This is a genomic window from Castellaniella sp. (assembly GCF_049651205.1).
Classification (GTDB): Bacteria; Pseudomonadota; Gammaproteobacteria; order Burkholderiales; family Burkholderiaceae_B; genus Castellaniella.
In genome coordinates this window covers 253,579-279,033 of sequence record NZ_JBASBR010000007.1, presented here as the reverse complement: position 1 = coordinate 279,033, position 25,455 = coordinate 253,579, and the positions used below count along the sequence as shown (strand labels likewise).

The window sequence follows — 25,455 nt, the reverse complement described above, 5'->3', positions numbered from 1 at the left end:
CGTCCGCCTGGCTGCAGTTGTCAGGTGGCAGGCGGGTCGGGCAGCAGGGTTTCGAGCACTCTGCGATAAATGTTTTTAAGAGGGGCCAGCTGGTTTAGCGGAATGCGCTCGCCGGCCTGATGAATCGTGGCGTTAAGCGGGCCAAATTCGATCACTTGTGGGCAGATGGCGGCAATGAAGCGGCCATCGGAGGTTCCCCCGGTGGTCGACAGCTGTGCTTGTGTGCCGGTTTCTGCCGCGATGGCCGATTGTAGCGCAGCGCAGAGTGGCCCTTGGGGGGTAAGAAATGGCTCGCCATTCAGTGTCCATTCGATGCTGAAATCCAGCTGATGCTGCTGCAAGATGGCGATTGTGCGGCTTTTGAGGGTGTCTGGTGTACTGGCTGTGGAGAAGCGGAAGTTGCAATCCAGTATGGCGACCCCCGGGATGACGTTGCTTGCGCCGGTACCTGCATGCAGGTTTGACACCTGGAACGAGGTTGCCGGGAAATACTCGTTGCCGGTATCCCAGACTGTGTTGCAGAGCTCGGTCAGGGCTGGCGCCAGCTGGTGTACGGGGTTGCGTGCCAGATGGGGATAGGCCACATGGCCCTGAATCCCATGTACCTGGATACGTGCGGATAAAGACCCTCGCCGGCCGTTCTTGATGGTGTCTCCCAGTGCCTGGCTGCTGGTGGGCTCACCGACAATGCAGTAGTCCAGTGTTTCGCCAAGGGCCTGCAGTGTACGTACCACCTGTACCGTACCTTGGGTGGCAGGGCCTTCTTCGTCTGAGGTGAGCAGACATGCGACCGAGCCGCTGTGCGAAGGGTGTGCAGCCACAAACTCTTCCAGGGCCACCACAAAGGCCGCCAAAGAGCTTTTCATGTCGGCGGCGCCGCGGCCCACCAACCAGCCATCGGTTTCAGTAGCCGTAAACGGGTCTTGTGCCCAGGTGTCCAGGGGCCCAGGAGGGACAACATCGGTATGCCCGGCAAATACCATCACAGGGCCTTCTGTGCCGCGTCGAGCCCACAGATTGCTGACTGCACCACCGGGCAGGGATTCGCAGTGAAAACCCAGTGGCTGCAGCCGCGAGGCAATCAGATGCTGGCAGCCTGCGTCATCGGGGGTCACCGATGGTCTGGCGATCAGCTCGCGCGCCAGATCCAGCACGTCCTGGTCGGCCACGCTTATGTCCTCAGAAGGTCGTTGATGCTGGTTTTGGCACGTGTGCGTGCGTCTACCCGCTTGACGATGACCGCGCAGGCAAGGCTATGGCTGCCGTCTGCTGCGGGTAAAGAGCCCGGCACCACCACCGAGCCAGCGGGCACACGGCCATAATAAATGTCCCCTGTGGTGCGATCGTAAATTTTGGTGCTTTGCGAGATAAAAACACCCATAGCCAGCACGGAATTTTCTTCAATGATCACACCTTCCACAATTTCGGATCGCGCGCCGATAAAGCAATTGTCTTCAATGATGGTGGGGCCTGCCTGCAGGGGCTCAAGCACCCCGCCAATCCCCACGCCGCCGGACAGGTGCACATGGGCACCGATCTGTGCGCAGGATCCTACGGTGGCCCAGGTATCGATCATCGAGCCTGCGCCCACCCGGGCACCGATGTTGACGTAAGAAGGCATGAGCACCACATCAGAGGCGACATAAGCCCCCCGGCGCACAATGGCGCCTGGTACTACCCGAAAGCCGCCTTGCTGGAAGTCGGCCGGGGAGTAATCCTGGAACTTGAGGGGGACCTTGTCGTAGTGTTGCTGCGGTGGTGTCCCCATGATCCGGTTTTCGGTCAGCCGAAAAGACAGCAGAACCGCCATTTTCAGCCACTGGTGCACCTGCCAGTGGCCATCGGCCGTTTTCTCGGCTACCCGTAAAGAACCGTTGTCCAGCCCGGCCAGGATGTGGTCGACGGCTTCGCGTAAGGTACTGGCGGCACTGGATGGGTTGAGGGAGGTGCGATCCTCCCAGGCGGATTCGATTAGATGCTGAAGTTCGGCGTGTGGCATTGTGGGTACGATCAGGCGATCGCCGTCGATTGTGGGCAAAAATTTTATCAGGGTGCGGGCAAACCTGTGTGGGATTTGTTCAATTTTCGTTCAGCTTGCCGGGTGTCTGCCAAAAGCGTAATGTAGTCGCCTGTCTTGCCCTTGGGAAAGCGCTGCCGGGGGCCCTTTGCCGTGATCACCATGACAACCGCTACATTTACTCTGTTTTTTCTGACGTTTCTGCTCGTTTCCCTTACACCTGGCATGTGCATGGTGCTGTCGCTCAGCCTGGGCATGACGGTTGGCGTCCGGCGCACCAGCTGGATGTGGCTCGGAGAACTGGTGGGCGTCGGGATCGTCGCCCTGGGGTCTGTATTGGGAGCAGCCACTGTTCTGCTGCAATATCCACCGCTGTTCACTGCGTTCAAGTGGGGTGGGGGGGCTTACCTGATCTGGCTGGGCATCGAAATGTGGCGCTCCAAAGGCAGCCTGGCTATTCCAGATGTCACTTGCGGCCAGCAGCAGCAAGCACCGCGGCGGCTGCAACTGGTGATGCAGGGTTTTATTACTGCAGTGGCCAATCCAAAAGGCTGGGCCTTTTTTATCGCACTGCTGCCTCCTTTCCTTGATTTTAATCAGCCCATAGCGCCACAACTGACGCTATTACTGGGCATTATTCTCAGTATCGAGCTCTGCAGCCTGATTCTGTATGCCATGGGTGGCTCGGTAGCGCGCAAGCTGTTATCCAGCCGAGCCAATGTCAAGCTGCTCAATCGCGCAGCCGGCACCCTGATCGCCGGAATCGGTCTTTGGCTGATGCTTGATTAAACTCATCGTGCATAAAAAAACGCCCCAGCAGATGCATGGGGCGTCAAGTGCCGCTTTCGCAGGCAGTACGTCAGCTATAAATCTACGTTCGGCCGCGGCCGAAAATCAGGGAGACGACAAATAGCACGATAAAAATCAGAAACAATACTTTTGCGATACTGGCTGCCATTCCGGCAATCCCAAAAAATCCCAAAAAGCCTGCTATCAGAGCAATAATTAAAAAAACCAGTGCGTAATGCAGCATATCTCTTCCCCAAAAATTAAGACAAATTTTGATTCAGATGATGGCTTTTTAAGCGTGCTGTTTATTTAGTGGCTTCGTGCCCGATTACGCCGCCAATGGCAGCTCCGCCCAGCGTGCCGATGGTGCTGCCACCGGTCAGGATGGCGCCACCGGCAGCCCCGACCCCCGCACCAATGGCGGTGTTTTTTCCCTGTTCGGACATCCCGCTGCAAGCGCCCAGGCTAAGCAGCAAACCAGCAATCGCAATATGACTCGAAATTCGTGTCCATGTTTTCATGCTGAACCTCCGTATTGATGGATTTTGATTCGGGTAAATTGATTTACGCTTGAATCTCGTTGGCTTGCAATTACGGTAACACGGGCATCATGGTTATTAATACCCCGTTTCATTGCAAACTTGGGAAGTTGTAACAATTGGCGGCTCGTTGTTTTGCACAGAAAGGCAGGTCAAGCCGTACTGCGTGTGGAGAAGACGAATAGGCCCGGATGCCTACGTCTTGATACAAATCGGATGGCATGGGTTAGGTGGGTTGCCCCTTTAGTGCCGTAACCCAACGGCCAGAATAAATGAGCTCATTGCTGGGCGAAGTAAAAATGGCGCAGGTAGAAGACCCTACATACCTATAACGAAATTGCCATCAGGGGGTCGTCTGAAGGGAACCTGGGAGTGCCATCGTTTAGTTTTTGAGGAATGCTGCCATCGGCCAGGCGCATATGAATATCCAGGTGGCGCTCGGATGGCTCGGCCAAACGACGGTAAAGTTCCCGGCAGACCATTCGGGCAGTTTGCCCTGGCCAATCGGTGGGCAATAAGACCTCGGGGAGTTCGGGGTCACGTAGCAGCAGGCGGCGGTAGTCGTGAATCAGCAGAATGCGTAGCAAAAAGGATTCTTCTGGCTCCAGGAGGGTATGGCGGTCGCGCCGCAGTTCGGCCAGAATCGGTAGATAGTCCGACACAAAGGCGGTGTAGGATTCAGCCAGGCGATCCAGGTTCCAGGCGTGGGAAACCAAATCGGCATCCGATGCCGTCAGAGCAATATGGGCGTCTGCTGCTAGCAGTGGTAATAAGTGGCCCACTAAATCGCCCAACCCGTCGGCTACCAACGTATCGCAGGCAGCCTCTAATTGGGTAGATGGGTGCACAAAGCATTCGTTGCCCAATGAGCCAAATCCCTGCCATTTTAGGGCCTGATGCAGGTGTTCGCGCTGACGGGTATCAAGTTCGCCCACAAGCAGTATCAGGCGCCAGCGACGATCCCAGATGGGTGCATGGGACGAATAAATATGTCGCGAAGCTTCTTCGAAGCGCCGGCGACCAGAATCGGTCAATACGTAGTCTGCCCGGCGGCCATGGCTATCTGCGTGCAACCATTGTTCTTTGCTTAGGCGATATACCGACGTGCGGATCAGCCTCTCATTTAGCCCCAAGGGCTGCAGTAATTGGATCAGGCTGCCCAGCCAGATGCGTCCCCCACGGGGCAGTACCGCATCACCAAAAAACGACATGATCAATGAGCCTGCGCGCACGCGCTGCTGTTGGTGAAAGGTATCGATGCGGTGCTGGATGGTGGGTATCAACGGATTAAGCAGGGCGTCAATGCCCTTTGGTTTTAGGTTAGCGGCCCTGTATGGCCGTATTCTGGATGGGGAAGAAACCTTCCTTGTGGATGAGTTCGTTCTGGGCACCCAGGGCGTGAACCGCAGCCAGACAGTCGTCGACGAATTCTGGGCTACCAGCAATGAAAATGCTGTGGCTGGAGAGATCGGGATATAAGCCAGCGAGCAACGTATTGATGCGACCGTGCAAAAAACCCTCTTTTTTCTCGCGAGTCAGTGTGATTTTATAGTCAAAATTACGATGCTTGGTGCGCCACCAAGACATCAGGCCTTGACCATATACGTCGGATTCCGTGCGCGCTGAAAATATCAAGTCTACCCGCTTACGGTATCCGCGTGCCAGTGCCGCCTCGGCGAGATCCATGATCGGGGCTAAGCCGGTACCGGCAGCCAGGCATAACACCGGGGTTTCGGCGGATGGGTCGCCAATAAATGTGCCATAGGCGCCATTGAGCTTGACACTATCGCCTATTCTTAACGTGTCGTGCACCCAAGTACTGGTGATGCCGCCTTCGGCTCGCGCCACTTGCAAGATGATTTCGCCATCGGAGCGTGGCGCGTTGGCAATGGAATAGGCCCGGTTGGGAATGCCATTCCGGTCGTCGCCCAGCGTGACGTATTGGCCGGGCCAGTAGCGGATGGCCTTGCCGACTGGACGCAAATGGATTTCCAGGGTTCGGCTGGCGACCTCTCGACGATCGACCAGCACGTACAGGGCGTTTTCCCGGGGAGGGAATAGTTTGGGGCGGGCATCAGCAGTGCCCCATTCTATGATCATTTCCTCGGAAATCTGTTTGCACATGCACATCAAGCCATAGCCCTGGCGGCGCTCTTCAGCAGTGAGGGCCATATCCATAACCATGCCTTGATCGTACTGGCCTTCCAAGACTTTCACCTTGCATTCGCTGCAGGTGCCTGCCCGGCAGTTATTGGGCAGGGCGTAGCCTGCGCGTTCGAGGGCCATGAGGGCGGTGTCACTTTCTTTCCAGTCGACGACCTTGCCGGAGGGTTGGATGACGATGCGTGCCATAAGTGCTTCCGTAGAGATAAGTAAAACTTGAAGTGCGAACCCGGCCGAGTGCGACGCACTGCGACCGGGCCTGGGTATGGAATAGAGATCAGCGGCTTAGAACACCGGGATGATGTCATCCATTGCAATGTCCGAAATTTCTTCGCCGGAGATGCCGACTTCGGGAATTGCAGGGAAGGGGATGTTGTAGTGATCCAGCACGCCCTTCAGGTTGATGATGGCGTTGCGCCAGTTCTCGCGTTTGGCGTCGTAGGTGGGAATGCCAAAGCCTGCGTTGCGGGCTACTTCTTCTCCTGCTCGCTGGTTTTCGATGAAGTCAGGCGGTAGATCCCAAAAATCTGCGGGCGGTTCGAACAGTACGGCAGACAAGAATAGGTAGCCAGCGCGAATCTGCTTGGTAACGATAGCGCGGTTTTCTTCGGATAAGCCTGGATAGTCGCGTTCCATCACAGCCATACAGATCGCCATATGGCGGCCTTCATCACGGCCCACGTTTTTAAAGGCTTCCTTGAAAACGGGTTCACGGGTGTTTTCGTGCATTTGTTTGAAGATGGTTGCTGCCGCGATTTCGCCCATTAGGAACGAACTGAACAACACCGCCAAATCGTATTTTGGGGCGGCGGTCTTGAAGCCGTTCCAGTAGCGTGCACCGTTGAAGTACAGCCATTTGGCATTTTTTTGCAGCCGGCGGCCCAGATCGGTTTTGGGCTCGTAGGTGAGCGGATCGGAGTGATCCAGAAGTTTGGTGATTGACAGGCCACACATGATCTCGTGGTTCTGTTCGTCGCTTGTGACGGAGAAAAAGCACTTGCGAACGGGGTCTTCTTCGTGGTCTTCGTAGGTTTTGATGAGGGCTGCGGCAAAAACCGGGGGGGCAGAAGCATCGAAGACTGACAGCAACGTCCACCAGTAGGCAATGGCTTCGCGTTCTTCCCAGGTGTAGCTTTCGACGTCGAAAGTGTCCCAGGGCAGTTCTTCTGGCTTCCAGTATTCGCGCAGTGAGGCTTCCCAGATTTCTTGCAGCTTGGTGGTCTTGCGTACCCAGGATAGTGGGTAGACGTTGGGTTGTTCAATTTCGGGCGGGAACTCCATCTTGTCCGCGAAACGTTCCTTGCTGGACATAAATACTCTCCTTGAATGGGGTGAGGTAGCGTGGTTCAGGCTGATTCGAATCATGTACGCCCGGCGAGTGCCGTGCATATCGACATCATGTTACTTAATAATCATGTTTGTCAAATTATTTGTATCATTTAATGATTAGGGTTTTCCTTAACCATAAAGAACATTGACTGATTTTTCTTCCAGATAACTCATAAGTTCAAGTAAACACTGGATATTAGTTATGCTGATGCATTCATTAGCAGATCAGATAAATAGAAGGCACTTGAAAAATTCCCACCAAAAAGTGATACATTATTCGTGCAAAACAAGTTTATTTAGTATTTTGATGTCAATAAGCCGGGAATTGACCGGCACCGGAGGACTCATGTCTCACCCCTTGCTGGATCAGCATCGTGCATTATTGGATCGTGCCCTGGACGCCATTGCCACGCGTGACTATTGGTCAGCCTTTTCCGAATCCCCCAGCCCCCGGGCGTATGGCGAAACCGCACCGGCAGAGGGCCGGGCCGCTTTCGAGGCCCATCTGGGTAGACCGTTCGAGCTCAATCAGCCTGGGCAGGTGAGCTGGCACGACCAGGAAGCTTCACCGTATGGGTGCCCCTTGGGGGTCCGCTATCCAGTGTCCGATCCTGCTGCTTTGGTGGAGGCTGCACAGGCCGCCATGCCAGCTTGGCAAGCACTGGGGGCCGGAGGCCGCGTCGGGATCTGTCTCGAGATTTTGCAGCGGCTGAACCGCCAAAGCTTCGAAATTGCCCATGCTGTCATGATGACCAGTGGGCAGGGGTGGATGATGGCCTTTCAGGCAGGGGGGCCACATGCCCAGGATCGAGGGCTGGAAGCCGTGGCTTATGCCTGGCGCGAGATGTCCTTCATTCCGGCACAGTCCTCGTGGGAGAAACCTCAAGGCAAGCATCCTGCCCTGGTCATGCAAAAAAACTACGAAGTAGTGGGCCGAGGTGTTGGGGTAGTTATTGGATGTGCCACTTTCCCCACCTGGAATACCTACCCTGGCCTGTTTGCCACCTTGGCTACAGGCAATCCGGTCATCATGAAACCACACGGCAATGTCGTGCTGCCCGCCGCCATTACCGTGCGTACCATCCGGGCGGTGTTGGCTGAGAACGGTATGGATCCGAATCTGGTCAGCCTGTGTCTGCCGCCAGATCGTCAAACTGCACAAGCCTTGTATCAGCACCCCGACGTGCACTCCATCGATTACACCGGCAGTAATGCCTTTGGTCAGTGGCTGATCGACCACTGTCGCCAGGCCCAGGTGTATGCCGAACTCGCTGGGGTCAACAGCATCGTGATTGATTCCACCGATGATTACACCGGCATGCTGCGTAATCTGGCATTTACGCTGTCTTTGTATTCGGGCCAGATGTGCACAACCTCTCAAGTGCTGGTTATTCCAGCCGGGGGCATAAATACCAACGATGGCCCCAAGTCTTATGACAGGGTTTGCCGGGATCTGGCCGATGCCGTCACTAAATTTCTATCTAAAGCTGAAGTCGCCCAGGCGGTACTGGGTGCGATTCAGTCTGACGCTACTTTGGCGCGTATCGAACAGGCTGCTCAGGGGGAAATGGGTCATGTGGTGCTGGCGCCACGTACCCTGCAATACGAAGAATTTCCTCAAGCCCGGGTGCGTACGCCTGTTTTGGTCGCGTGTGATGCAGTCGATGCACAGCACTATGCCCGAGAACAATTTGGCCCGATCAGTTTTCTGGTCAAAGTGGCCGACACTTCTGCTGCTCTGACCCTGATTGAATCCCTTACCCGCCAGCATGGCGCCTTGACTTTGGGTATCTATAGCCAAAGTGAAACTGTGATTGATTCTGCCATTCAGGTGTCCTGGCGGGCCAAAGTCGCCTTGTCAATTAATTTGACTGAGGGGGTGTTTGTTAACCAATCCGCCGCATATTCGGATTTTCACGGCACAGGAGGTAATCCGGCAGCCAACGCTTCATATGCAGACTCGGCTTTCGTGGCAAATCGCTTCCGTGTGGTTCAGCGCCGCCGTCATCCCTAACTACTGCATTTCTATTCGACATGACTTATCAACACATACAGTTCTCGATACAGAATGGGGTCGCACGCATCATGCTGGCGCGACCAAATAAGCTCAATAGCTTCACCGAGGACATGCACCTCGAGCTCCGCGATGCGTTGACCCAGGTGCAGAGCAGTATTGACGCGCGGGCCTTGGTGATCACGGGAGCCGGGCGTGGGTTTTGTGCTGGCCAAGACTTGGGCGACCGTGGCATGCAGATCGCGGTGGGCCAGGCGCCCGACCTGGGCGCCACCGTCGAAAAATTCTATAAACCGCTGATCCTGTCCCTGCAGAACCTGAGGGTACCGACGCTAGCGGCAGTCAATGGTATTGCCGCGGGTGCCGGGGCGTCTCTCGCCCTGGCCTGTGATTTGGTGGTGGCAAGTGAATCTGCCTATTTTCTGCAGGCTTTCAGCAAAGTCGGCCTGATTCCAGATACTGGAGGGACATGGCTGTTGCCTCAACGCATCGGCATGGCACGAGCCATGGGGCTTGCACTGCTTGCACAAAAGCTGCCCGCTCAGCAGGCAGCGGAGTGGGGTTTGATCTGGGCTTGCGTGCCTGATGCCGCATTCCAGGATGAAATCAACCGTTTGGCTGGTTTATTGGCCCAGGCCCCAACCCAGGCGCTGGTGCGTACCCGTCAGGCCATGCAGGCGGCGGCATCGCACACGCTGGAGCAACAACTGTCCATGGAGGCCGGCTTTATGCGTGAACTCGGCTGGCGGCACGACTACGCCGAGGGGGTCGCTGCCTTTCTTGAAAAGCGTTCTCCATGCTTTACAGGGGAGTAAACCATGGCTGCACTGGATCCCGGTATTGCGATTGGCGTCATTGGGGCGGGCACCATGGGTGCCGGAATTGCCCAGGTGGCGGCGATGGCAGGTCACCCGGTCGCCCTGTACGACACCCGTGAGGGTGTTGCTGATCGCAGCATCGCAGGTATCGCTGTTTCCCTGGAAAAGCTGGCTGCCAGGAAGAAAATCGATGCAAATCAGGCTGCTCGGGCGATTGCTGCATTACGGCCTGCTCAAAATCTGGAGGCACTGGCGGATTGTGGGCTGTTGATCGAGGCAATTGTCGAAAGCCTGGATATCAAAGCGCGGTTGTTTTCCGTCCTGGAAAATATTGTGTCACCCACTTGCTTGCTGGCAACCAATACATCGTCCATTCCGGTGACAGCGATTGGTGCTGCCCTGAAGCACCCGGGGCGTTTAGGCGGGATGCATTTTTTTAATCCTGCTCCACGCTTGCCGTTGGTGGAAATCGTGTCTGGCCTGGATACCAGCCACGACACTGCGCAATGTCTATTCGATACGGCAGCGGCTTGGGGCAAGTCCCCGGTGCTGGCCCGTTCTACACCCGGTTTTATCGTCAATCGGGTGGCACGTCCCTTTTATGGTGAAGGCCTGCGTTTGTTGCAAGAGCAGGCACTGGATGCGGCTACGCTGGATCACGTCCTACGGGCATGTGGTGGGTTTCGCATGGGCCCCTGTGAACTTACCGACTTGATTGGCCAGGATGTCAATGCGGCGGTTAGCCACAGCGTTTGGACCGCGTTTTATTATGCCCCCCGCTTTGAGCCTTCCCAGGTGCAGCAAGCCCTGGTGGATGGGGGGCGGTTGGGGCGTAAATCCGGACGAGGCTTCTTTGACTACTCTGCAGGTGCGGCTGTCCTCGCACCATCTTTGGCAAAGGCGCAGCCGTGTCCAACACACATCACTTTATTTGGAAGTAGCCCATTAGCCCGGGCTTTGGGCCAACGCCTACAGGCCGCCGGTGTGGTTTTACAGCTGTCTGCCGAGCATAGCGATGGGCGTATCGCCCAGGCGGATCAGGCCGTGGTGTACCTGACTGATGGCCGTTCGGCTACCCAACGGGCCCACGACCTCAACGAGCCCGCGACTGTGTTGCTGGATTTGTTGCTGGATCCTGACACGGCGAGCTGTATACCATTGGCCGCGGGTCGCCGATGCCCCTCAGCAGCAGTTTCCGCGGCCACGGGGCTATTGCAGGCAGCAGGCTTGGATGTCGTGCCCATCCGTGATGTGCCTGGCATGGTGGTCATGCGCACCGTAGCCATGCTGGTCAACGAAGCAGCCGATACGGTCAGCCAGGGGGTATGCACAGCGGCAGATGTAGATCGGGCGATGTGTCTGGGCGTTAATTATCCGTTAGGCCCTTTGGAATGGGGGGCCCGTATTGGCGCGGCCACCGTAGGGATGGTACTGACGCATTTACAGGTCGCTTACGGCGATCGCTATCTGCCTTGTGCAGCCTTGCAATCCTCCATTTATTCAGGAATCCCTATCCATGTCGCATGATGCCCTAGACCCTCAAACCCTAGCCGAGACCGTAGCAACGGCCATGTGGTCGCGTGACCATGCCGCCCATGCCCTGGACATGTGTCTGGATTCCATCGCCCCAGGTAGCGCACGCCTGTCCATGACAGTGCGTCCCGATATGCTGAATGGTCATGCCATGTGTCATGGCGGCATGCTGTTTACGCTGGCAGATACAGCATTTGCCTATGCCTGTAATAGCGGCAACCACAACACCGTGGCCTCGGCGGCCAATATCGACTTCCTGGCGCCGTCACATCAGGGGGATCGCCTGCAGGCGCATGCTCAGGTGCGCACCCAAGGAGGGCGCACAGGAGTCTATGACATCACCGTGCATAACCTGACATCCGGGCGTGATGTGGCGCTGTTTCGGGGTAAATCACACCGTATCCAGGGCCTGGTCACTGAATCTTTGGTAGCTGAAGCCAGCTGAAAACAAATTTAAATGAAATAGGAGACAAACTATGTCCGTAAACACGGCCCAAATTGGGGAATTGGCATCCATCGAAACTGCCAGCCGCGACGAGATCGCCGCCTTGCAGCTGCAACGCCTGCAGCATACCTTGCGTCATGTGTACGATAGCGTGCCGCATTATCGTCAGGCATTTGATACCAAGGGGGTTCATCCCGATGATCTGAAAACCCTGGCGGATATCAGCAAATTTCCCTTTACCACCAAAGAAGACCTGCGTCGCAATTACCCCATGGGGATGTTTGCTGTCCCGCGTAATCGCATTGCTCGCCTGCATGCGTCTTCCGGCACCACCGGCAAACCCACCGTGGTCGGCTATACCCTGAAAGACATTGATACGTGGGCCGAGCTGGTTGCCCGATCTATCCGGGCAGCGGGCGGTCGGCCTGGCGACACCGTGCATGTTGCCTACGGTTATGGTTTATTTACCGGAGGCTTGGGAGCCCATTATGGGGCTGAGCGGGCGGGTTGCACGGTGGTACCGATGTCAGGTGGCCAAACCGAAAAGCAAGTCCAACTGATCATGGATTTCAGGCCCGACATCATCATGGTGACGCCATCGTATTCCTTGGTAATTGCCGAAGAATTTGACCGCCAGGGGATTGCCCCGGAAGAAATTTCATTAAAGGTCGGTATTTTCGGTGCTGAGCCCTGGGGCGAAGGCATGCGTAACGAAATTCAGCATAGGCTGGGCCTGGATGCCGTGGATATTTATGGCCTGTCCGAAGTCATGGGGCCCGGTGTGGCCTCCGAATGTATCGAATCCAAAGATGGGCCTGTCATTTGGGAAGATCATTTCTATCCCGAAATTATTAACCCGGAAACCGGTGAATCTGTAGCCGATGGTGAAGAGGGCGAGCTGGTCTTTACCACCCTCACCAAAGAAGCGCTGCCGGTGATTCGCTACCGTACCCGCGATTTGACGCGATTGTTGCCACCCACCTCGCGTAGCTTCCGACGCATGGGTCATATTACCGGCCGCACCGATGACATGCTGATCATTCGCGGTGTCAACGTGTTCCCGACCCAGGTCGAAGAGCAGATCATGCGTGATCCGCTGCTCAGCTGTAATTATCAGATTGTGGTCTCCAAAGCGAGTCATCTGGACAATGTGGAAATCCGTTGCGAATTGCAGCACGAGGCGAATGATGTTTCTGCAGAGACCATAGCGCGGAGTGCGAAAAAACTCCAACATCAGATCAAGACAAATATCGGTATCAGCACCCAGGTTGCAGTGCTGCGCTACGGTGAACTCCCGCGCTCGCTAACTGGCAAGGCGCGGCGTGTATTCGATCAACGTCCTCGTCAGGAATAGCCATGCATGCATATCTCTGTGATGCCGTGCGCACTCCGATAGGACGTTATGCGGGCGCCCTGGCGTCTGTACGGACTGATGATCTTGCCGCACTGCCGTTGAAGGCCTTGATCCAACGTCATCCCAACTTGGACTGGTCGGCTGTTGATGACGTAATCATGGGCTGCGCCAATCAGGCAGGCGAAGACAACCGCAACGTTGCTCGTATGGCGGTGTTGTTGGCAGGCTTGCCCGAAACCGTACCGGGCACTACGGTCAATCGCCTGTGCGGTTCAGGTATGGATGCCATTGGCCTGGCCGCGCGCACGATCCGGGCGGGCGAAGCCCACCTGATGCTGGCTGGTGGAGTCGAATCCATGTCACGTGCGCCGTTTGTGGTGGGCAAAGCCGATAAAGCGTGGTCGCGGCAAGCTGCGATGTATGACACGACTATTGGCTGGCGCTTCATCAATCCCCTGCTGCAAAAAGCGTATGGCACTCATTCTATGCCTGAAACGGCAGACAACGTGGCGCGTGATTACAGCATTTCGCGTGAGGATCAGGACGCCTTTGCTGTGCGTAGCCAGCAACGTTGGGCAAAGGCCCAGGCTGCCGGGGTGTTCGCTGATGAAATCATTCCGGTGCGCATCCCTCGCCGTAAGGCTGAAGATCTAGTGATTGATACTGACGAGCATCCACGCCCCGATACCACTATCCAGGCGCTGGCTGGCCTCAAAGCCATTAATGGTCCTGATCTGACTGTCACAGCGGGTAATGCGTCCGGAGTTAACGATGGTGCTTGTGCAGTGTTGTTGGCCTCTGAACAAGCCCTTCGGCAATATCAGTTGACACCCCGGGCTCGAATTCTGGGGATGGCGGCGGCCGGGCTTGCCCCGCGCGTCATGGGAATGGGGCCCGCGCCTGCGGCGCGCAAGGTCCTGGCCCAGACCGGGCTCAGCCTGGATCAAATGGATGTGATTGAACTCAATGAGGCCTTTGCGGCCCAGTCGCTGGCAGTGATGCGCGATCTGGGTTTGGCTGATGATGCGCCTCATGTGAATCCTAATGGCGGTGCGATCGCCATGGGCCACCCGTTGGGTATGAGCGGTGCCCGGCTAGTGGCAACCGCCAGTGCGCAGTTGCTGCGGACTGGCGGCCGGTATGCCTTGTGCACTATGTGTATTGGTGTGGGACAGGGTATTGCCATGATTATTGAAAACCTTACCGCTACCCGAGGAGACAACTGATGAAAACTAAAACATGGCGTTGGATGGCCGGGCTTGCCCTGGTTTCGTTTGGGCTGACTGCGCAGGCAGCTGATCCGATTAAAATAGGCACGGTATTATCCATCACGGGCCCCGCCGCATTCCTGGGCGACCCAGAAGCTAAAACCTTGCAGATGTATGTTGAAAAAATCAACAAGGAAGGTGGCATACTGAACCGTCAGCTAGAACTTGTGTCTTATGACGACAGTACAGATGCTAGCAAGGCCAATAGTTTTACCAAGCGCCTGATACATGACGATCAGGTCGATGCCATCATTGGTGGAACCACAACTGGAGCCACCATGTCTATGGTGCCTTTGGTTCAGAAAGCCGAAATCCCCTTTATGTCGTTGGCCGGGGCTGTGGTTGTTATCGATCCCGTCAAAAAATGGGTCTTCAAGACTCCCCATACAGATCGTATGGCCGCTGAAAAAGTCTTTGAGGACATGAAAAAACGGGGGCTGACTAAAATTGCCTTGATGAGCGAAACCAGTGGGTATGGCCAGTCAGGCAAGAAAGAGTCTGAGCACGTTGCACCCCAGTATGGTATTGAGATCGTGGCCCAGGAAACCTATGGCCCTAAAGATACCGACATGACGCCGCAGCTGACCAATATCAAAAATAACCCGGATGTCCAGGCCGTCTTGGTTTTTGGCTTGGGCCAGGGGCCCGCTTTGGTGCAGCGCAATTACAGGCAGCTAGGCATCACTTTTCCAATCTATGAGTCGCATGGTGTTTGTTCAGATGAGTTCATCAAATTGGCGCGAGAGGCTGCTGAAGGGACCCGCCTGCCTTGTTCTGCACTGATTGTGGCCGAGGATCTGCCAGATTCTGATCGCCAAAAATCGGTGGTTACGTCCTACGCTGATGAATACCAGAAACGCTGGAAAACCGACGTGTCGGCTTTTGGTGGCCACGCGTATGACGCTTTAATGCTTTATATTGACGCGGTCAAGCGTGCCGGCACAACTGATACGGCCAAGGTGCTGGAAGCGTTGAATAGTACCAAAGGGGTAATGGGTACCGGAGGCGAATTTAATCTTTCGCCAACAGATCACATGGGTTTGGATTTGACAGCCTTTCGCCTGCTGGAAATTAAAAATGGCCAATGGACATTGGTAGATTGAAACCTGGCGTCTGGCTAAACATCGGGTTTAAAAAAACGGTACGGTGCTGAAAGGCCCGTACCGTTTTTAATGGAATTTCTTTGGTGCTTTATTTAAATGTCTTCCTGGGCAATCGCCATTGCTTCGCGCAGGATACTTAAGTTGCCAATGTGGTTGGCCAGCAATAAGACCAGACGGGCATTCACCTGCGTGCTCTGTTCATCATTCAAACCGTGGTGCAACTGCGTCAGTGCTTCGTAGAATTGGTCTCCGGGTGCGTATGGGCGCAGGTATTGCCGCCCCGGTTCGTGAAAATTAAGATTCACATTCAGGTTCATGATGCTATGCCTGGGCGGTTGCCTGGCTGATTGCTTCGCGTACCAGTGCGATGTCCAGATGATCCCAGCGGGCGGCAATATGCTGGTCGGGCCTGATCAACCAAACTGAGCCTGGCTGTGCATCATAGCGTTCGGCGAAACGCCCGGTGTAGTCTTCGATGACCATCAGGCCATGTAGCGAGCGCCCACCCTTTGGGGTAACCAGCATGACATCGACGGACAGATGGCCGCCATGCAGACTTTGTAGAGCAGTGCCATGTTCGACCCGGGTAGGGTCTTCAACATACACCAGCAGTTTGAAATCATTGCCTAAGCGGCTGAGCAGCCAGAAGTGATCGACCTGGGCGCGCATGGGACAATCGTCGCAAGGGGCGCCAGGCACCATATCGCCAACGTATGGGGTGGTATTGGGGGTATTCAAAGTAGACTCCTTTAGTACGGTAGGAACAGAAAGTCGCCCAGAATTCACCAGTGCCCGGGCAAAGGGATAATGCCGTGCCAAGCCCAATACGGCATCGCGAAAGGCCAGGGTGATCCTGGTCTTTGGGGTGATAAAGCTCATTGAGCGGGTCGAATTCTGCATATTTTCTTCGGCTGCTTTTAAACGTTCAGTCGAGTAAGTATCCAGTAGGTTTTCGGGAGCCAGCCCTTGAGTCACCAAACGCAGTTTCCAGCCAAGGTTGTCTGCATCCTGGATGCCTGCATTGCTGCCGCGCGCGCCAAAAGGCGATACCTGATGGGCTGCATCGCCGGCAAACAGCACGCGGCCATGGCGAAGGTGTGACATGCGGCGGCATTGAAAGGTATAGACTTCGACCCATTTCAGGTCGAAGTCGTGGTCTTCACCTACCATGGCCTGGATCCGGGGGATAACGTGATCTGGTCTCTTTTCGAGCTCAGGGTCTGCGTCCCATCCCAGCTGGAAGTCAATCCGCCAGGCGTTATCGGCCTGGTGGTGTAACAGCACGGATTGTCCCGGGTGAAACGGAGGATCGAACCAGAACCAGCGTTCGGAAGGGAAGTCGCTTTTGATGGTAATGTCGGCCACCAGGAAGCGATCCATGAATGGCGTGCCTTCGGTGTCCAGCCCCAAAGATCGGCGGACGGTGCTGCGCGCTCCGTCGCAAGCCACCAACCAATCCGCGGCGATTGAATAAGCACCCTCGGGAGTGTCAATTTGCAAGAATGCGCCGTCTGCGTCGGATCGCACGGCGGACACTTGGTTCTGGTAACGGATATCCAACAATGGCAGTGATTTCGCCCGTTGCAATAGAAAGTCTTCCAGGTAATATTGCTGCAGATTGATCAAGCCGGTGCGACGGTGGTCTGGTTGGGGCTGCAGGTTGAAACGGTAAATTTCTTGATCCCGAAAAAAAGTACGCCCAACGTCCCAACCCACTCCCTTATCGACGCACTCATCTCCCACTCCCAAGCGATCCAGAATATCCAGTGTGCGCTTGGCCAGGCAGATCCCGCGTGAACCCGCGACTTGGGCGTTATCCTCATCCAGCAACACAACAGGTATGCTGTGCTGAGCCAGATCGATGGCACAGGCCAGGCCCACGGGCCCGGCCCCCACAATCACCACAGGATGGCGCACGAGTTCTGTGACATGTGGCTCCGGGGCTGGCCGGCAGGCTTGCTTTTGCGGTTGGTAGGTGTGTGTCATTGGACTACATGCCTAAATAGGCGGCTCGAACTTGCTCGTTGCTGATCATTTCTTTGCCAGTACCCGAGAGCACGATGTTGCCGGTTTCCAGCACATAGGCCCGGTCTGAAATCCCCAGTGCGGAAAATGCGTTTTGCTCAACCAGCAGGATCGTGATGCCCTGGGATTTCAAGGTCTGGATGACATTAAAGACTTCGTCTACCAATAAGGGCGCCAATCCCATAGAGGGTTCGTCCAGCAACAGTAATTTGGGGCCGCCCATCAGCGCCCGGCTGATGGCCAGCATCTGCTGCTGCCCTCCCGACAGGGTGCCGGCAGGTAAATGACGTTTTTCGTGCAGGATTGGAAACATCTCGTAGATGCGATCCAGGTCACGTGAGATTTTGTCTTTGGCCCGTAAGTAGGCTCCTAGGAGCAGGTTGTCCTCGATTGACAGCGGGCCAAACACTTGCCTCCCTTCGGGGCTGTGGCAGATACCCGCTTGAACACGGCGGTCTGCGGGCAAGCGGGAAATGTCCTGCCCGGCAAACTGGATGATTCCTCCGCTCATGGGTTGGATACCTGAGAGTGTGCGTAGGAAAGTGGTTTTGCCGGCCCCGTTGGCTCCGACCAGAGAAACGAGTTCACCTTTATAGACTTCGAGACTGATGCCTTTGAGGGCCTGGATGCGGCCGTAGCTGGATTCGAGATCGGTGACCTGCAGCAGCGGTTTCTGGCTGGGCGCGCTGGCGGCCAGATGCCGGAAGCCACCGGCCTGGGTGGCGCCCAGCCCAATGGAATCCGGCGCCAGAGATACGATACGATGGTGCAGCTCGCGGTATTCGGTGCGGGCATCCTCGCCAAACAAAGGGTCCTGGTTATTGGAAAATGCCACCAGGATTTCGGCCCAGTCTTCTGGCAAAAGATATTTTTTGGCCAGGGAGAAGGCCTTGGTTTCTTCAGTGGTGACGTGTTGCTTCAGGTTGTCAATATATTGTCGTAGGGCGATGACGAATTCCGGCTGGGTGGTCGGTTGGCCGTGTTCCAGCAACTGGCGCATGGCAAGCAGGTGGCTCGGGCCGTTCATGTGCTCGGCTTCCAGGGCGTCCAGTACCGGCGCAACTTCATCAGGTGCGCGCAGGCGCATGGCTTTGAATAGGTATAGGTCTTCCTTGGCATGGTGACAGCCATCCATGAATTCTTGGATGTAGTCGAACAGGGCGTAAAAAAAGGCAGCATCCACCTGGGTGCCGGCTTGCAGTTCATCGATAACCAGGTCGATGGTTCTGGCTATACGCCAAAGATTGCGGTGTTCTTCCTGGATGATTTCAAGTGCGTGCATCTGTGACCTCTGATCAGGCGTGGCCGCCCAGGTAGGCAGCAATAACATCTGGGTTGCGCCGAACTTCAGCTCCGGTGCCTTCAGCCAGCCGTTTGCCGTAGTCCAGGACCAAAATGCGGTCGGATAGGTTCATGACCATTTTCATGTCGTGTTCAACCAGCACGACGGTGATCCCGGTGTCCGCAATTCGACGCACCAGGCCATCGACTTCCTGGGTTTCTTTCGGGTTTAGCCCCGCAGCAGGTTCGTCCAGGAACAGCAGGCGAGGCTTCATGGCTAGGGCTCGGGCGATTTCAAGGCGCTTCAAGGCTCCGTAAGGCATGCTGTCCGCACGGGCACCAACGTAGGCAGCCAAGCCAACAAAACCCATCAAGTCTGCGGCTTGGCGACGCAGTTCGGCTTCTGCACGACTAAGGGAGCGTATCCGCAACAGGGCTTTAAGCAGGCTGGTATCCAAGTGCTGGTGAGCCCCCACCATGACGTTTTCAAGCGCGCTCATGTTCATCCAGATTTGCAGGTTCTGGAAAGTACGCGCTATGCCGCGCCAAGCCAGATCACAGGGGCTGTGCCCCTGAATATCCTGGCCGCTCAAGCGAATGCTGCCAGCCGTGGGAGAGTACAGGCCTGTAATCAAGTTGAACAGCGTGGTCTTGCCTGCGCCGTTGGGGCCGATGACGGAATACACAATGCCTTCATCTACTGAAAAACTGACATCCTGCACGGCCCGGACACTGCCAAAGTGAATGGATAAGTTATTGACTTCGAGTAAGGGCATGGTGTCAGTTCTCCAGGTGCAGACGGGCTGCCAGCGTGGGGACGATGCCGCGAGGCAGGAAAATCATGCACAGGATGAGGATGGCTCCGTAGATGATGACCTCCCAACCTTCAAAGGTCGCCAGCAATTGGGGCAGGGCGGTTAGCAGTACTGCTCCCAGCACCGAACCGAACACCGAAGCCATGCCCCCCACTACCACCATGGTGATGAGCTCGATGGAGTGGAAAAAATTGGAGACGTCGGGAGTGATAAAGCCAATGTAGTGAGCCAAAATGCTGCCCATAATGCTGGCTACGACTGCCGAGAGGACAAAGATGGTTGTTTTATAACGAGGGACGTCGATACCCACCACCTGGGACGCGACCTCCGAGCCGTGCAGGCCCCGCAAAGCTCGGCCAAAGGGTGAGTTGATCAGATTCAGAGCACCCCAGACGCTTAACACCAACAAGGTTGCCACTACCCAGTACCATTGGCGGTCGAGCATGAGGGAGAAACCCGGGATCTCCATGGTGGGTACGGGCATTCCGTCTGGCCCGCCCGTATGAGCGGCTTCGTTGGTGATGACTATGTAAATAATGATGCCTAGCCCAAGGGTGGCCATGGCCAGATAATGGCCTTTCAAGCGCAGAATGGGGCGGGCTACCAACAATGCCAGGATGCCCGAACCCACGGCCCCTACCAGTAGGGCCAGCAGTGGGTGCATTGCAAAGTGCGTAGGCAGCACGGCACTGGCATACGCGCCCAGACCTACGAAGCCGGCATGGCCCAAGCTGATTTGCCCGGCGTAGCCCACTAGTAAGTTAAGGCTCAATACGATGATGGCATTGATAGCCATGCGGATGGCAATGTCGAGGTAGAAGCTGTTGGGTACCAGAAAAGGCACAACGAACAGAACAGCAACCAATATGGCCAGGCCGATAACAGAACGACGGTTCATGTGCTTACACCCGATCGGTTGAGCGACCGCCGAACAGACCGCGCGGCATGAAGAAGAGGATCAGCAGAATCAGTACAAAAGGGATTGCGTCTTTGTAGGCCGACGAGATGTACCCTGCGCCCATTGCTTCGAGGATACCCACCAGCAGCCCACCAACCACAGCTCCCAGGCCGTTGCCCAGCCCGCCAACCACCGCCGCAACAAAGCCTTTTAGGCCCAGCATGATGCCGACGTCGTAGGACGTTAATGTGATTGGGGTGATCAGGATGCCACCCAGAGCGCCCAGGGCAGCCGCCAGGGCAAAGCTCATGAGCAGTACCCAGCCGGTGCTGATGCCTACCAACTGCGCCGCAGCTTGGTTGATGGCGGTGGCTAACATGGCCTTGCCTGCCAGGGTGCGGGTGAAGAAATACCACAGCAGTGCCACGGCAATGGCCGTAATTCCGAACACCCATAGGCTTTGGGGTAGCAAGACAGCGCCTAAAGCGTTCAAGGGGGCATGATCCGAAAAAGGCGGCAGGCTGTGGGCGTTCTTGCCAAGCCATACCTGGGTAAGCCCGCGAATCACAAGTGATGCCCCGATGGTGATGATGATCAGGGTGACGGTATCAGCGTTTTTGATGGGCTCAATGGTCAGCTTTTCCATCAGTACCCCAACAATCGCGGGCAGAAAAACCGCTAACGCAAAAGCGGGCGCCCAGTGCATCCCTGATTGTGTGAAATACACGGCCAGCATGCCACCCAGCATGATGAACTCGCCTTGGGCGAAGTTGATAACGTTGCTGGCGTTATAGATCAGATTAAAGCCCAGGGCAGCCAAGGCATAGGTTGCCCCAACAGTGAGCCCTGAAAACAGGAACTGCAGAAATTCTGCTTGCACGAGAGTCTCCTACGGGGCTGGGGAAGAGCGTGATCCGCCAGATGCCCTTTTATATTACAAATTTATTGAAAAATAATGATGTTTTGTATCTATAAAAATGTAGAGGAAATGATTTAGCAGATCAATACAAGATGGCTAATATCTAACAGATATACGGGTAAACGAGCAATTAATTATGAGCTAAGCTAATTTATTTATTTGTATTCCTAATATATGATTCAAGTCTAAATATCACTAAAATATTTATTTGTTGGATAAATTAGTATCATGACGAGTATGGTTTTTTCATCGCATGGAATCGAAAGGCTTCAAAGGTTCCGCCTGATCTGCGATAACATTGGTTGAAGTCCATACTATCCATACCTATTGGACTGTCGTTGTTGCCAACACAGGAGGTTCAGGATGAACAGTAGACGCAGAACGTTTATGCAGGTGTGCGCAGGTGCGGCCGGGGTATCGCTGGTGCCAGGAATGGCAGCGGCCTGGCCTGAAGGCCGATTGATGCCGGTTTTGGCAAACAGCAGCCCTGATCAGGTAGAAAAATCCATCAAAGCCGGGTTTGGGGGAGGCTTCACGGTGTATCAGCAGGCCCGGGGCAAGGGCACCATACAGGCCACCATTGGCCATGGCAGCCGTCGTTATGTCGTGGTATCCAATAACCTGCTCGATTGGGCCGTCGTGTCCAGCAAATGATTGAGGGGCTTATGTCTACATCCATTAAAAGCATACGCATTCATCCCGGTATCGGCATGGCCCGGATGGGCAACAGCGACGAGTTCTTCATTGGCCCCGAGGCACCTGGGGTAGTGGTGGATCCCGGTGGCAAGGGCGGGCCTGGGCCCGATGGCGGTAGCTATCGCGATGCCGATATGCGCCTGAAGCGTCAGGCCCAGCGCTATCGTGTGTATGCCTATGATTCCGATGACAAGGTCATAGGTGAGCTTTCCACTGCTTCCGATCAAGTGAAGTCGCTGCATTGGCGCGTCCATGTGCGCAACATGAAAGCGGCCAATTATGCGTTTCAGGGGGCTTATCTGTTTGACCCCGACCAGTTGCGTAATCCGGGCATTCAGCCGGGCTTGAAACCCAGCGAACGTGATCAACTGATCATTGATCCTGGTGTGCAGACGATCGCCTCCGGGCAGCGTGATGCGGTGGTGTTGAAGGGGGATGTCTTCACTGGCATCAAAAAGGGCATGCTGCCTGGCACCTTGCGGTATGAAGGATATACACCTGCCGATGTCACCCAGGATGTAGAGGTTACTTATACCCCGGTGCATGATATCGAGCTTGGCCAGCTACGATTGGACGAAGCCGACCGCTTACTGTTTATCGCGTCGCCTGGCGGGGGTGAATGTGTCACCACCCCCAAGGTGGCTCTTTCCAATCCCAGTGAATTCCATAACCCGCCCAATGGCCCGGAGGGCGGCAAAGACCCGCTGACCAACCAGTTTGCGTATTTCAATATTCCCGGTTGGTGGGATGATACCTGTGGCGGCGAAATCGATGTCACGGTTACTTTGGCCGACGGTACAGTGCTTAGCACGCGCGATGGCGTGACCGCTGCGACGGATGAGGGCAGCCGCAATCCTGTGCGCGGTGCCTGGGTTGTGACCGCACCGCCCAAATATGCGCCACATATGATGCATGTGGTGTCCATTCTGGATCGCGTCTACGAAGCCTTTCCGGAGGTCTATCCGTATATGGGCCAGAAAACCAATTTTTACCGGGACGTCTATCCTGTGTTTGCCAAGGCGGTAAATTACGGCTGGGTGAGTGCCCAGGCGGCAGGGGTAGACCCCAGCACCAAGAACCTGGCGCATGGCCCCAAACAGCCCGGCAATCTGCTTAGCCCGGATTACATCAAGGTGTTGTCCAATCCTGGCGAAGACTTCAAAGCGTTGCGCCAGCGTATTTATACTTTGATGCGACATTCTGCCGGCACGCGTCACCGGTTGGTCGACTCTCTGTTACCTGCGCCGCCGATGCGACCCGACAGTTGGCAGGATCCGCAATTCTCCCGCAACGAAGATGAGCATCAGATGCCCAAGTTGTGGGGGTCGGGTGGGAAGCCTGCGCAAAACAAGCAACTGGGGGACAATTTCCCCAATCAGTTTCTGAGCCTAACCGATTGGCAGTTGCGCCATTTGCAAGACTGGGCCGAAGGCAATTTTGAAACCGGCACCCTACAGGCCCCGGCGGCTTTGGATAAGTTGCCACTGGCTCAACAACCACATGCCCTGGATGCTGCCGCGCTCGAACCCACCATTGGTGGGGGGTTCCACCCGGGTATCGAGTTTCCCTACCTGATCATCTACCGCGAGAAATTTGCCGCTGCCTTCCGCGTGGCGGGAGATATCGAGCCCGGCGCACTCAGTGCCTATATGTCCAGCCCCTGGCAGGGAGACTTCTGGTCTTGCAATACGGCCTGGTGGCCCACGCAGCGGCCTGATGTCGTGTTCCAGTACGACAGCAAAACCCAAGAACGTACGCACCGTGAGTGGTTCAGGGGTTATGACGAAACCGGTGAACCACTGTCGTCCACTGACGGGTATGACCAGATGCTGTATGCCTGGCCCAAGCTGGGGATGGTGCTGCCGCTGAAATCCGCCGATGGTGAACTGATGCGTGATAACGGCGAAGTTGTCTTTATCGAGCAAGAGCGCGACCCGGCTCTGGATCGGCCACCCGGCAAAGCGAGCTGATGGCCCCAGAGGCCTCAGTGGCGGGCACGCCCTGGGATGTCGTCATCGTAGGGGCGGGGCCCGCAGGCTGCGCCAGCGCTGTCACGCTGGCACGCTTTGGCTGGCGTGTACTGTTGGTAGAAGCCCGTGTCGCGCCGCGTTTCAAGCTGGGGGAGTCCATTGCCCCCGGGGCCATGGGCTTGGTGCGGCAGTTTTTGGGGGCGTCGATGGAGGCACTTGGAGGTGCCTCCGGTAGTTTTGAGACAGCTGGCAATGTGTCTGTATGGGTCGAGACACAGCCTGACACCACGGATTTTTTCTATACCGCCAGCGGCCACGGCCTGTGTGTCGACCGCCTGGCTTTTGATCAATCTCTGCGCGACCAGGCGGTTGCTGCCGGGGCGACCCTAATGATGGGTGGGCGCTTTATAACATGTGCCCTGCAAGTGGGGGGTACGCTGCGCTGGCGGGTGAAGCTGGCCCAGGCTGACGGAGAGTCCATGCATGAGGCTCGCTTTCTGGTAGATGCTTCCGGGCGTGCCGCTGTCGTGGGCCGTGCCCTAGGGGTGGCGTTTCATTCCTTGGACAGCCTGTTTGCCTACGCCCGGTGGTATGACACCGCTGAACCGGATGAGGATAGGTTCACCCGAATAGAATCCGGCCCTTCGGGCTGGTGGTACAGCAATCGGCTGCCCGGTGAAAAATCCCGGCGTTTGCTGGTGTTTCATACGGATCATGATTTGCCTGCCGCCCACCTGGCTGTGCAGCAAACGGGTTTTGATGCCGTGTTGCAGGCCTCCACCCATTTGCGCCCTCTGCTGCAGGCCAAAGGGTATGTGGCGGACGACACCCCGATCCGGGGGGCATCGGCAGGCAGCCAGCGCTTGCAGGATTTTGGCGGACAGGACTGGCTGGCTGTGGGGGATGCGGCCCAGGCCTATGACCCTCTGTCATCCCAGGGTATCTGGAAGGCCCTGGACAGTGGCAGCGAAGCCGGCCATCAGGTGCATTATCAGTTGCAGGCAGCTGTGCCTGCAGGCCATGCGCAGATCCAGATACAACATTATCTGGCCGGCCAGGCGCAACGCTGGAACCACTATGTGCTGCAGCGCAATTTTTATTATGCGCAGCAGCAGCGCTGGTCTGACGAGCTTTTCTGGCAGCGTCGGCGGGGCGACGGACGCTGATCGGCAGAGAGGCATGGAACAGCGTGCTGTGTATCCTCGATTTCCCGATCTGCCCGATGAGGTGGTTTTTTGTTTCTGGCATACTGGCTCCGATCAACTCATCGGAGGTCTGTATGTCAGACGCGCAAAGCAAGATTCAAGAAAGCAAGATCAGCCGTAAGCATCGTGCTCGAGCAGCGGATGTTGTGGGGCAGTTCCTTGCGATCAGAGCCAGCCTGAAACAAGCTGCAGCGGGCGGCGATGAGATTGATGACCTCGACGAGGTCGCCGCCCAGCTAACCGTGGCGGCATTCAAGCACGCCCAGAGGTAGTG

The 25,455-nt window shown here is 56.0% G+C and carries 25 protein-coding genes and 1 pseudogene; 12 read left to right on the top strand and 14 right to left on the bottom strand.

The annotated features are described in order from the left end of the window. Positions 1-20: 20 nt before the first annotated feature. Both dapE and dapD read right to left on the bottom strand, forming a co-directional pair. Positions 21-1,169, bottom strand: a complete 1,149-nt coding sequence (gene dapE / locus WA928_RS04965; RefSeq protein ID WP_424300349.1) for a succinyl-diaminopimelate desuccinylase — start codon at positions 1,167-1,169, stop codon at positions 21-23. A gap of 2 nt (positions 1,170-1,171) precedes the next feature. Next, positions 1,172-1,999: a 2,3,4,5-tetrahydropyridine-2,6-dicarboxylate N-succinyltransferase gene (dapD, locus tag WA928_RS04960; RefSeq protein ID WP_424301137.1), complete on the bottom strand. Its 828-nt coding sequence runs from the start codon at positions 1,997-1,999 to the stop codon at positions 1,172-1,174. A 180-nt stretch (positions 2,000-2,179) separates the two neighbouring features. On the opposite strand from dapD, the gene WA928_RS04955 reads away from it, so the two are divergent. Then, the gene (locus WA928_RS04955; protein WP_424300346.1) at positions 2,180-2,806 is read left to right on the top strand and encodes a LysE family translocator; all 627 of its coding nucleotides are present in this window, start codon (positions 2,180-2,182) and stop codon (positions 2,804-2,806) included. Between the two features lie 82 nt (positions 2,807-2,888). Here the strand turns inward: WA928_RS04955 and WA928_RS04950 are convergent, their stop codons facing one another. From WA928_RS04950 to WA928_RS04930, 5 genes are all read right to left on the bottom strand, one after another. After that, positions 2,889-3,050 carry a DUF1328 domain-containing protein gene (locus WA928_RS04950; protein WP_350382471.1) on the bottom strand — a complete coding sequence of 54 codons (162 nt, stop codon included), beginning with the start codon at positions 3,048-3,050 and terminating at the stop codon, positions 2,889-2,891. A 61-nt stretch (positions 3,051-3,111) separates the two neighbouring features. Then, positions 3,112-3,327 carry a glycine zipper 2TM domain-containing protein gene (locus WA928_RS04945; protein ID WP_350382469.1) on the bottom strand — a complete coding sequence of 72 codons (216 nt, stop codon included), beginning with the start codon at positions 3,325-3,327 and terminating at the stop codon, positions 3,112-3,114. A gap of 344 nt (positions 3,328-3,671) precedes the next feature. Further along, positions 3,672-4,577, bottom strand: a complete 906-nt coding sequence (gene paaX, locus WA928_RS04940) for a phenylacetic acid degradation operon negative regulatory protein PaaX (protein ID WP_424301134.1) — start codon at positions 4,575-4,577, stop codon at positions 3,672-3,674. Between the two features lie 88 nt (positions 4,578-4,665). After that, positions 4,666-5,697: a 2Fe-2S iron-sulfur cluster-binding protein gene (locus tag WA928_RS04935; protein WP_424300342.1), complete on the bottom strand. Its 1,032-nt coding sequence runs from the start codon at positions 5,695-5,697 to the stop codon at positions 4,666-4,668. A gap of 96 nt (positions 5,698-5,793) precedes the next feature. Next, on the bottom strand, positions 5,794-6,819 hold the full coding sequence (locus WA928_RS04930) for a hypothetical protein (RefSeq protein ID WP_424300339.1): 1,026 nt from the start codon (positions 6,817-6,819) through the stop codon (positions 5,794-5,796). 364 nt (positions 6,820-7,183) lie between these two features. Between WA928_RS04930 and paaN the strand changes: the two genes are divergently transcribed. The 7 genes from paaN to WA928_RS04895 are packed head-to-tail and all read left to right on the top strand — an operon-like array spanning position 7,184 to position 15,372. Continuing rightward, positions 7,184-8,851, top strand: coding sequence for a phenylacetic acid degradation protein PaaN (paaN, locus tag WA928_RS04925; RefSeq protein WP_424300336.1), 1,668 nt, complete (start codon positions 7,184-7,186; stop codon positions 8,849-8,851). A gap of 20 nt (positions 8,852-8,871) precedes the next feature. After that, complete coding sequence (paaG, locus tag WA928_RS04920; RefSeq protein ID WP_424300333.1) at positions 8,872-9,666, top strand: 2-(1,2-epoxy-1,2-dihydrophenyl)acetyl-CoA isomerase PaaG; 795 nt, start codon at positions 8,872-8,874, stop codon at positions 9,664-9,666. A 3-nt stretch (positions 9,667-9,669) separates the two neighbouring features. Further along, positions 9,670-11,196 (top strand): 3-hydroxyacyl-CoA dehydrogenase, encoded by a 1,527-nt coding sequence (locus tag WA928_RS04915; protein WP_424300330.1) that lies wholly within the window; start codon positions 9,670-9,672, stop codon positions 11,194-11,196. Then, positions 11,186-11,647, top strand: a complete 462-nt coding sequence (gene paaI, locus WA928_RS04910; RefSeq protein ID WP_424300327.1) for a hydroxyphenylacetyl-CoA thioesterase PaaI — start codon at positions 11,186-11,188, stop codon at positions 11,645-11,647. The genes WA928_RS04915 and paaI overlap by 11 nt, the downstream gene beginning before the upstream one ends. Positions 11,648-11,678: 31 nt before the next feature. Next, positions 11,679-13,001: a phenylacetate--CoA ligase PaaK gene (gene paaK / locus WA928_RS04905; RefSeq protein ID WP_424300324.1), complete on the top strand. Its 1,323-nt coding sequence runs from the start codon at positions 11,679-11,681 to the stop codon at positions 12,999-13,001. Positions 13,002-13,003: 2 nt separating this feature from the next. After that, on the top strand, positions 13,004-14,227 hold the full coding sequence (pcaF, locus tag WA928_RS04900; protein ID WP_424300321.1) for a 3-oxoadipyl-CoA thiolase: 1,224 nt from the start codon (positions 13,004-13,006) through the stop codon (positions 14,225-14,227). Continuing rightward, positions 14,227-15,372: an ABC transporter substrate-binding protein gene (locus WA928_RS04895; RefSeq protein WP_424300318.1), complete on the top strand. Its 1,146-nt coding sequence runs from the start codon at positions 14,227-14,229 to the stop codon at positions 15,370-15,372. Before pcaF ends, WA928_RS04895 begins: the two co-directional genes overlap by 1 nt. 92 nt (positions 15,373-15,464) lie before the next feature. On the opposite strand, the gene WA928_RS04890 is transcribed toward WA928_RS04895, so the two are convergent. From WA928_RS04890 to WA928_RS04860, 7 genes and pseudogenes are all read right to left on the bottom strand, one after another. Further along, complete coding sequence (locus tag WA928_RS04890; protein ID WP_424300315.1) at positions 15,465-15,689, bottom strand: DUF2783 domain-containing protein; 225 nt, start codon at positions 15,687-15,689, stop codon at positions 15,465-15,467. Positions 15,690-15,693: 4 nt separating this feature from the next. Continuing rightward, entirely contained in the window at positions 15,694-17,358 is a 1,665-nt protein-coding gene (locus WA928_RS04885; RefSeq protein ID WP_424300312.1) for an FAD-dependent oxidoreductase, read from the bottom strand. A 4-nt stretch (positions 17,359-17,362) separates the two neighbouring features. Beyond that, the gene (locus WA928_RS04880) at positions 17,363-18,064 is read right to left on the bottom strand and encodes an ABC transporter ATP-binding protein (protein ID WP_424301131.1); all 702 of its coding nucleotides are present in this window, start codon (positions 18,062-18,064) and stop codon (positions 17,363-17,365) included. A 222-nt stretch (positions 18,065-18,286) separates the two neighbouring features. Next, positions 18,287-18,679 (bottom strand): annotated as a pseudogene (locus WA928_RS04875) (hemerythrin domain-containing protein); the annotation flags it as partial. Positions 18,680-18,692: 13 nt separating this feature from the next. Next, positions 18,693-19,454, bottom strand: coding sequence for an ABC transporter ATP-binding protein (locus tag WA928_RS04870; RefSeq protein WP_424300309.1), 762 nt, complete (start codon positions 19,452-19,454; stop codon positions 18,693-18,695). Between the two features lie 4 nt (positions 19,455-19,458). Next, entirely contained in the window at positions 19,459-20,391 is a 933-nt protein-coding gene (locus WA928_RS04865; protein WP_424300306.1) for a branched-chain amino acid ABC transporter permease, read from the bottom strand. 4 nt (positions 20,392-20,395) lie between these two features. Beyond that, entirely contained in the window at positions 20,396-21,271 is an 876-nt protein-coding gene (locus WA928_RS04860) for a branched-chain amino acid ABC transporter permease (protein WP_424300303.1), read from the bottom strand. 402 nt (positions 21,272-21,673) lie between these two features. On the opposite strand from WA928_RS04860, the gene WA928_RS04855 reads away from it, so the two are divergent. The 4 genes from WA928_RS04855 to WA928_RS04840 all read left to right on the top strand — a co-directional run bounded on the left by WA928_RS04855 (position 21,674) and on the right by WA928_RS04840 (position 25,453). Then, a complete protein-coding gene (locus tag WA928_RS04855) occupies positions 21,674-21,964 on the top strand; it encodes a hypothetical protein (RefSeq protein WP_424300300.1) in 291 nt (96 codons plus the stop codon). 11 nt (positions 21,965-21,975) lie between these two features. Then, positions 21,976-23,976: a LodA/GoxA family CTQ-dependent oxidase gene (locus WA928_RS04850; protein ID WP_424300297.1), complete on the top strand. Its 2,001-nt coding sequence runs from the start codon at positions 21,976-21,978 to the stop codon at positions 23,974-23,976. After that, the gene (locus tag WA928_RS04845) at positions 23,976-25,142 is read left to right on the top strand and encodes an FAD-dependent oxidoreductase (RefSeq protein WP_424300294.1); all 1,167 of its coding nucleotides are present in this window, start codon (positions 23,976-23,978) and stop codon (positions 25,140-25,142) included. Before WA928_RS04850 ends, WA928_RS04845 begins: the two co-directional genes overlap by 1 nt. Positions 25,143-25,255: 113 nt before the next feature. Continuing rightward, a complete protein-coding gene (locus WA928_RS04840; protein WP_350382465.1) occupies positions 25,256-25,453 on the top strand; it encodes a hypothetical protein in 198 nt (65 codons plus the stop codon). The last annotated feature ends 2 nt before the right edge of the window (positions 25,454-25,455 follow it).

Excerpts from the sequence above, each read along its gene's own strand:
- WA928_RS04930 (WP_424300339.1), bottom strand. The coding sequence starts at position 6,819 with ATGTCCAGCAAGGAACGTTTCGCGGACAAGATGGAGTTCCCGCCCGAA.
- WA928_RS04850 (WP_424300297.1), top strand. The coding sequence starts at position 21,976 with ATGTCTACATCCATTAAAAGCATACGCATTCATCCCGGTATCGGCATG.
- WA928_RS04915 (WP_424300330.1), top strand. The coding sequence starts at position 9,670 with ATGGCTGCACTGGATCCCGGTATTGCGATTGGCGTCATTGGGGCGGGC.
- WA928_RS04890 (WP_424300315.1), bottom strand. The coding sequence starts at position 15,689 with ATGAACCTGAATGTGAATCTTAATTTTCACGAACCGGGGCGGCAATAC.
- paaI (WP_424300327.1), top strand. The coding sequence starts at position 11,186 with ATGTCGCATGATGCCCTAGACCCTCAAACCCTAGCCGAGACCGTAGCA.
- WA928_RS04935 (WP_424300342.1), bottom strand. The coding sequence starts at position 5,697 with ATGGCACGCATCGTCATCCAACCCTCCGGCAAGGTCGTCGACTGGAAA.
- paaK (WP_424300324.1), top strand. The coding sequence starts at position 11,679 with ATGTCCGTAAACACGGCCCAAATTGGGGAATTGGCATCCATCGAAACT.
- WA928_RS04870 (WP_424300309.1), bottom strand. The coding sequence starts at position 19,454 with ATGCCCTTACTCGAAGTCAATAACTTATCCATTCACTTTGGCAGTGTC.
- paaN (WP_424300336.1), top strand. The coding sequence starts at position 7,184 with ATGTCTCACCCCTTGCTGGATCAGCATCGTGCATTATTGGATCGTGCC.
- pcaF (WP_424300321.1), top strand. The coding sequence starts at position 13,004 with ATGCATGCATATCTCTGTGATGCCGTGCGCACTCCGATAGGACGTTAT.
- WA928_RS04895 (WP_424300318.1), top strand. The coding sequence starts at position 14,227 with ATGAAAACTAAAACATGGCGTTGGATGGCCGGGCTTGCCCTGGTTTCG.
- WA928_RS04950 (WP_350382471.1), bottom strand. The coding sequence starts at position 3,050 with ATGCTGCATTACGCACTGGTTTTTTTAATTATTGCTCTGATAGCAGGC.
- WA928_RS04845 (WP_424300294.1), top strand. The coding sequence starts at position 23,976 with ATGGCCCCAGAGGCCTCAGTGGCGGGCACGCCCTGGGATGTCGTCATC.
- WA928_RS04955 (WP_424300346.1), top strand. The coding sequence starts at position 2,180 with ATGACAACCGCTACATTTACTCTGTTTTTTCTGACGTTTCTGCTCGTT.
- WA928_RS04840 (WP_350382465.1), top strand. The coding sequence starts at position 25,256 with ATGTCAGACGCGCAAAGCAAGATTCAAGAAAGCAAGATCAGCCGTAAG.
- dapD (WP_424301137.1), bottom strand. The coding sequence starts at position 1,999 with ATGCCACACGCCGAACTTCAGCATCTAATCGAATCCGCCTGGGAGGAT.
- WA928_RS04945 (WP_350382469.1), bottom strand. The coding sequence starts at position 3,327 with ATGAAAACATGGACACGAATTTCGAGTCATATTGCGATTGCTGGTTTG.
- WA928_RS04855 (WP_424300300.1), top strand. The coding sequence starts at position 21,674 with ATGAACAGTAGACGCAGAACGTTTATGCAGGTGTGCGCAGGTGCGGCC.
- WA928_RS04865 (WP_424300306.1), bottom strand. The coding sequence starts at position 20,391 with ATGAACCGTCGTTCTGTTATCGGCCTGGCCATATTGGTTGCTGTTCTG.
- WA928_RS04885 (WP_424300312.1), bottom strand. The coding sequence starts at position 17,358 with ATGACACACACCTACCAACCGCAAAAGCAAGCCTGCCGGCCAGCCCCG.
- paaG (WP_424300333.1), top strand. The coding sequence starts at position 8,872 with ATGACTTATCAACACATACAGTTCTCGATACAGAATGGGGTCGCACGC.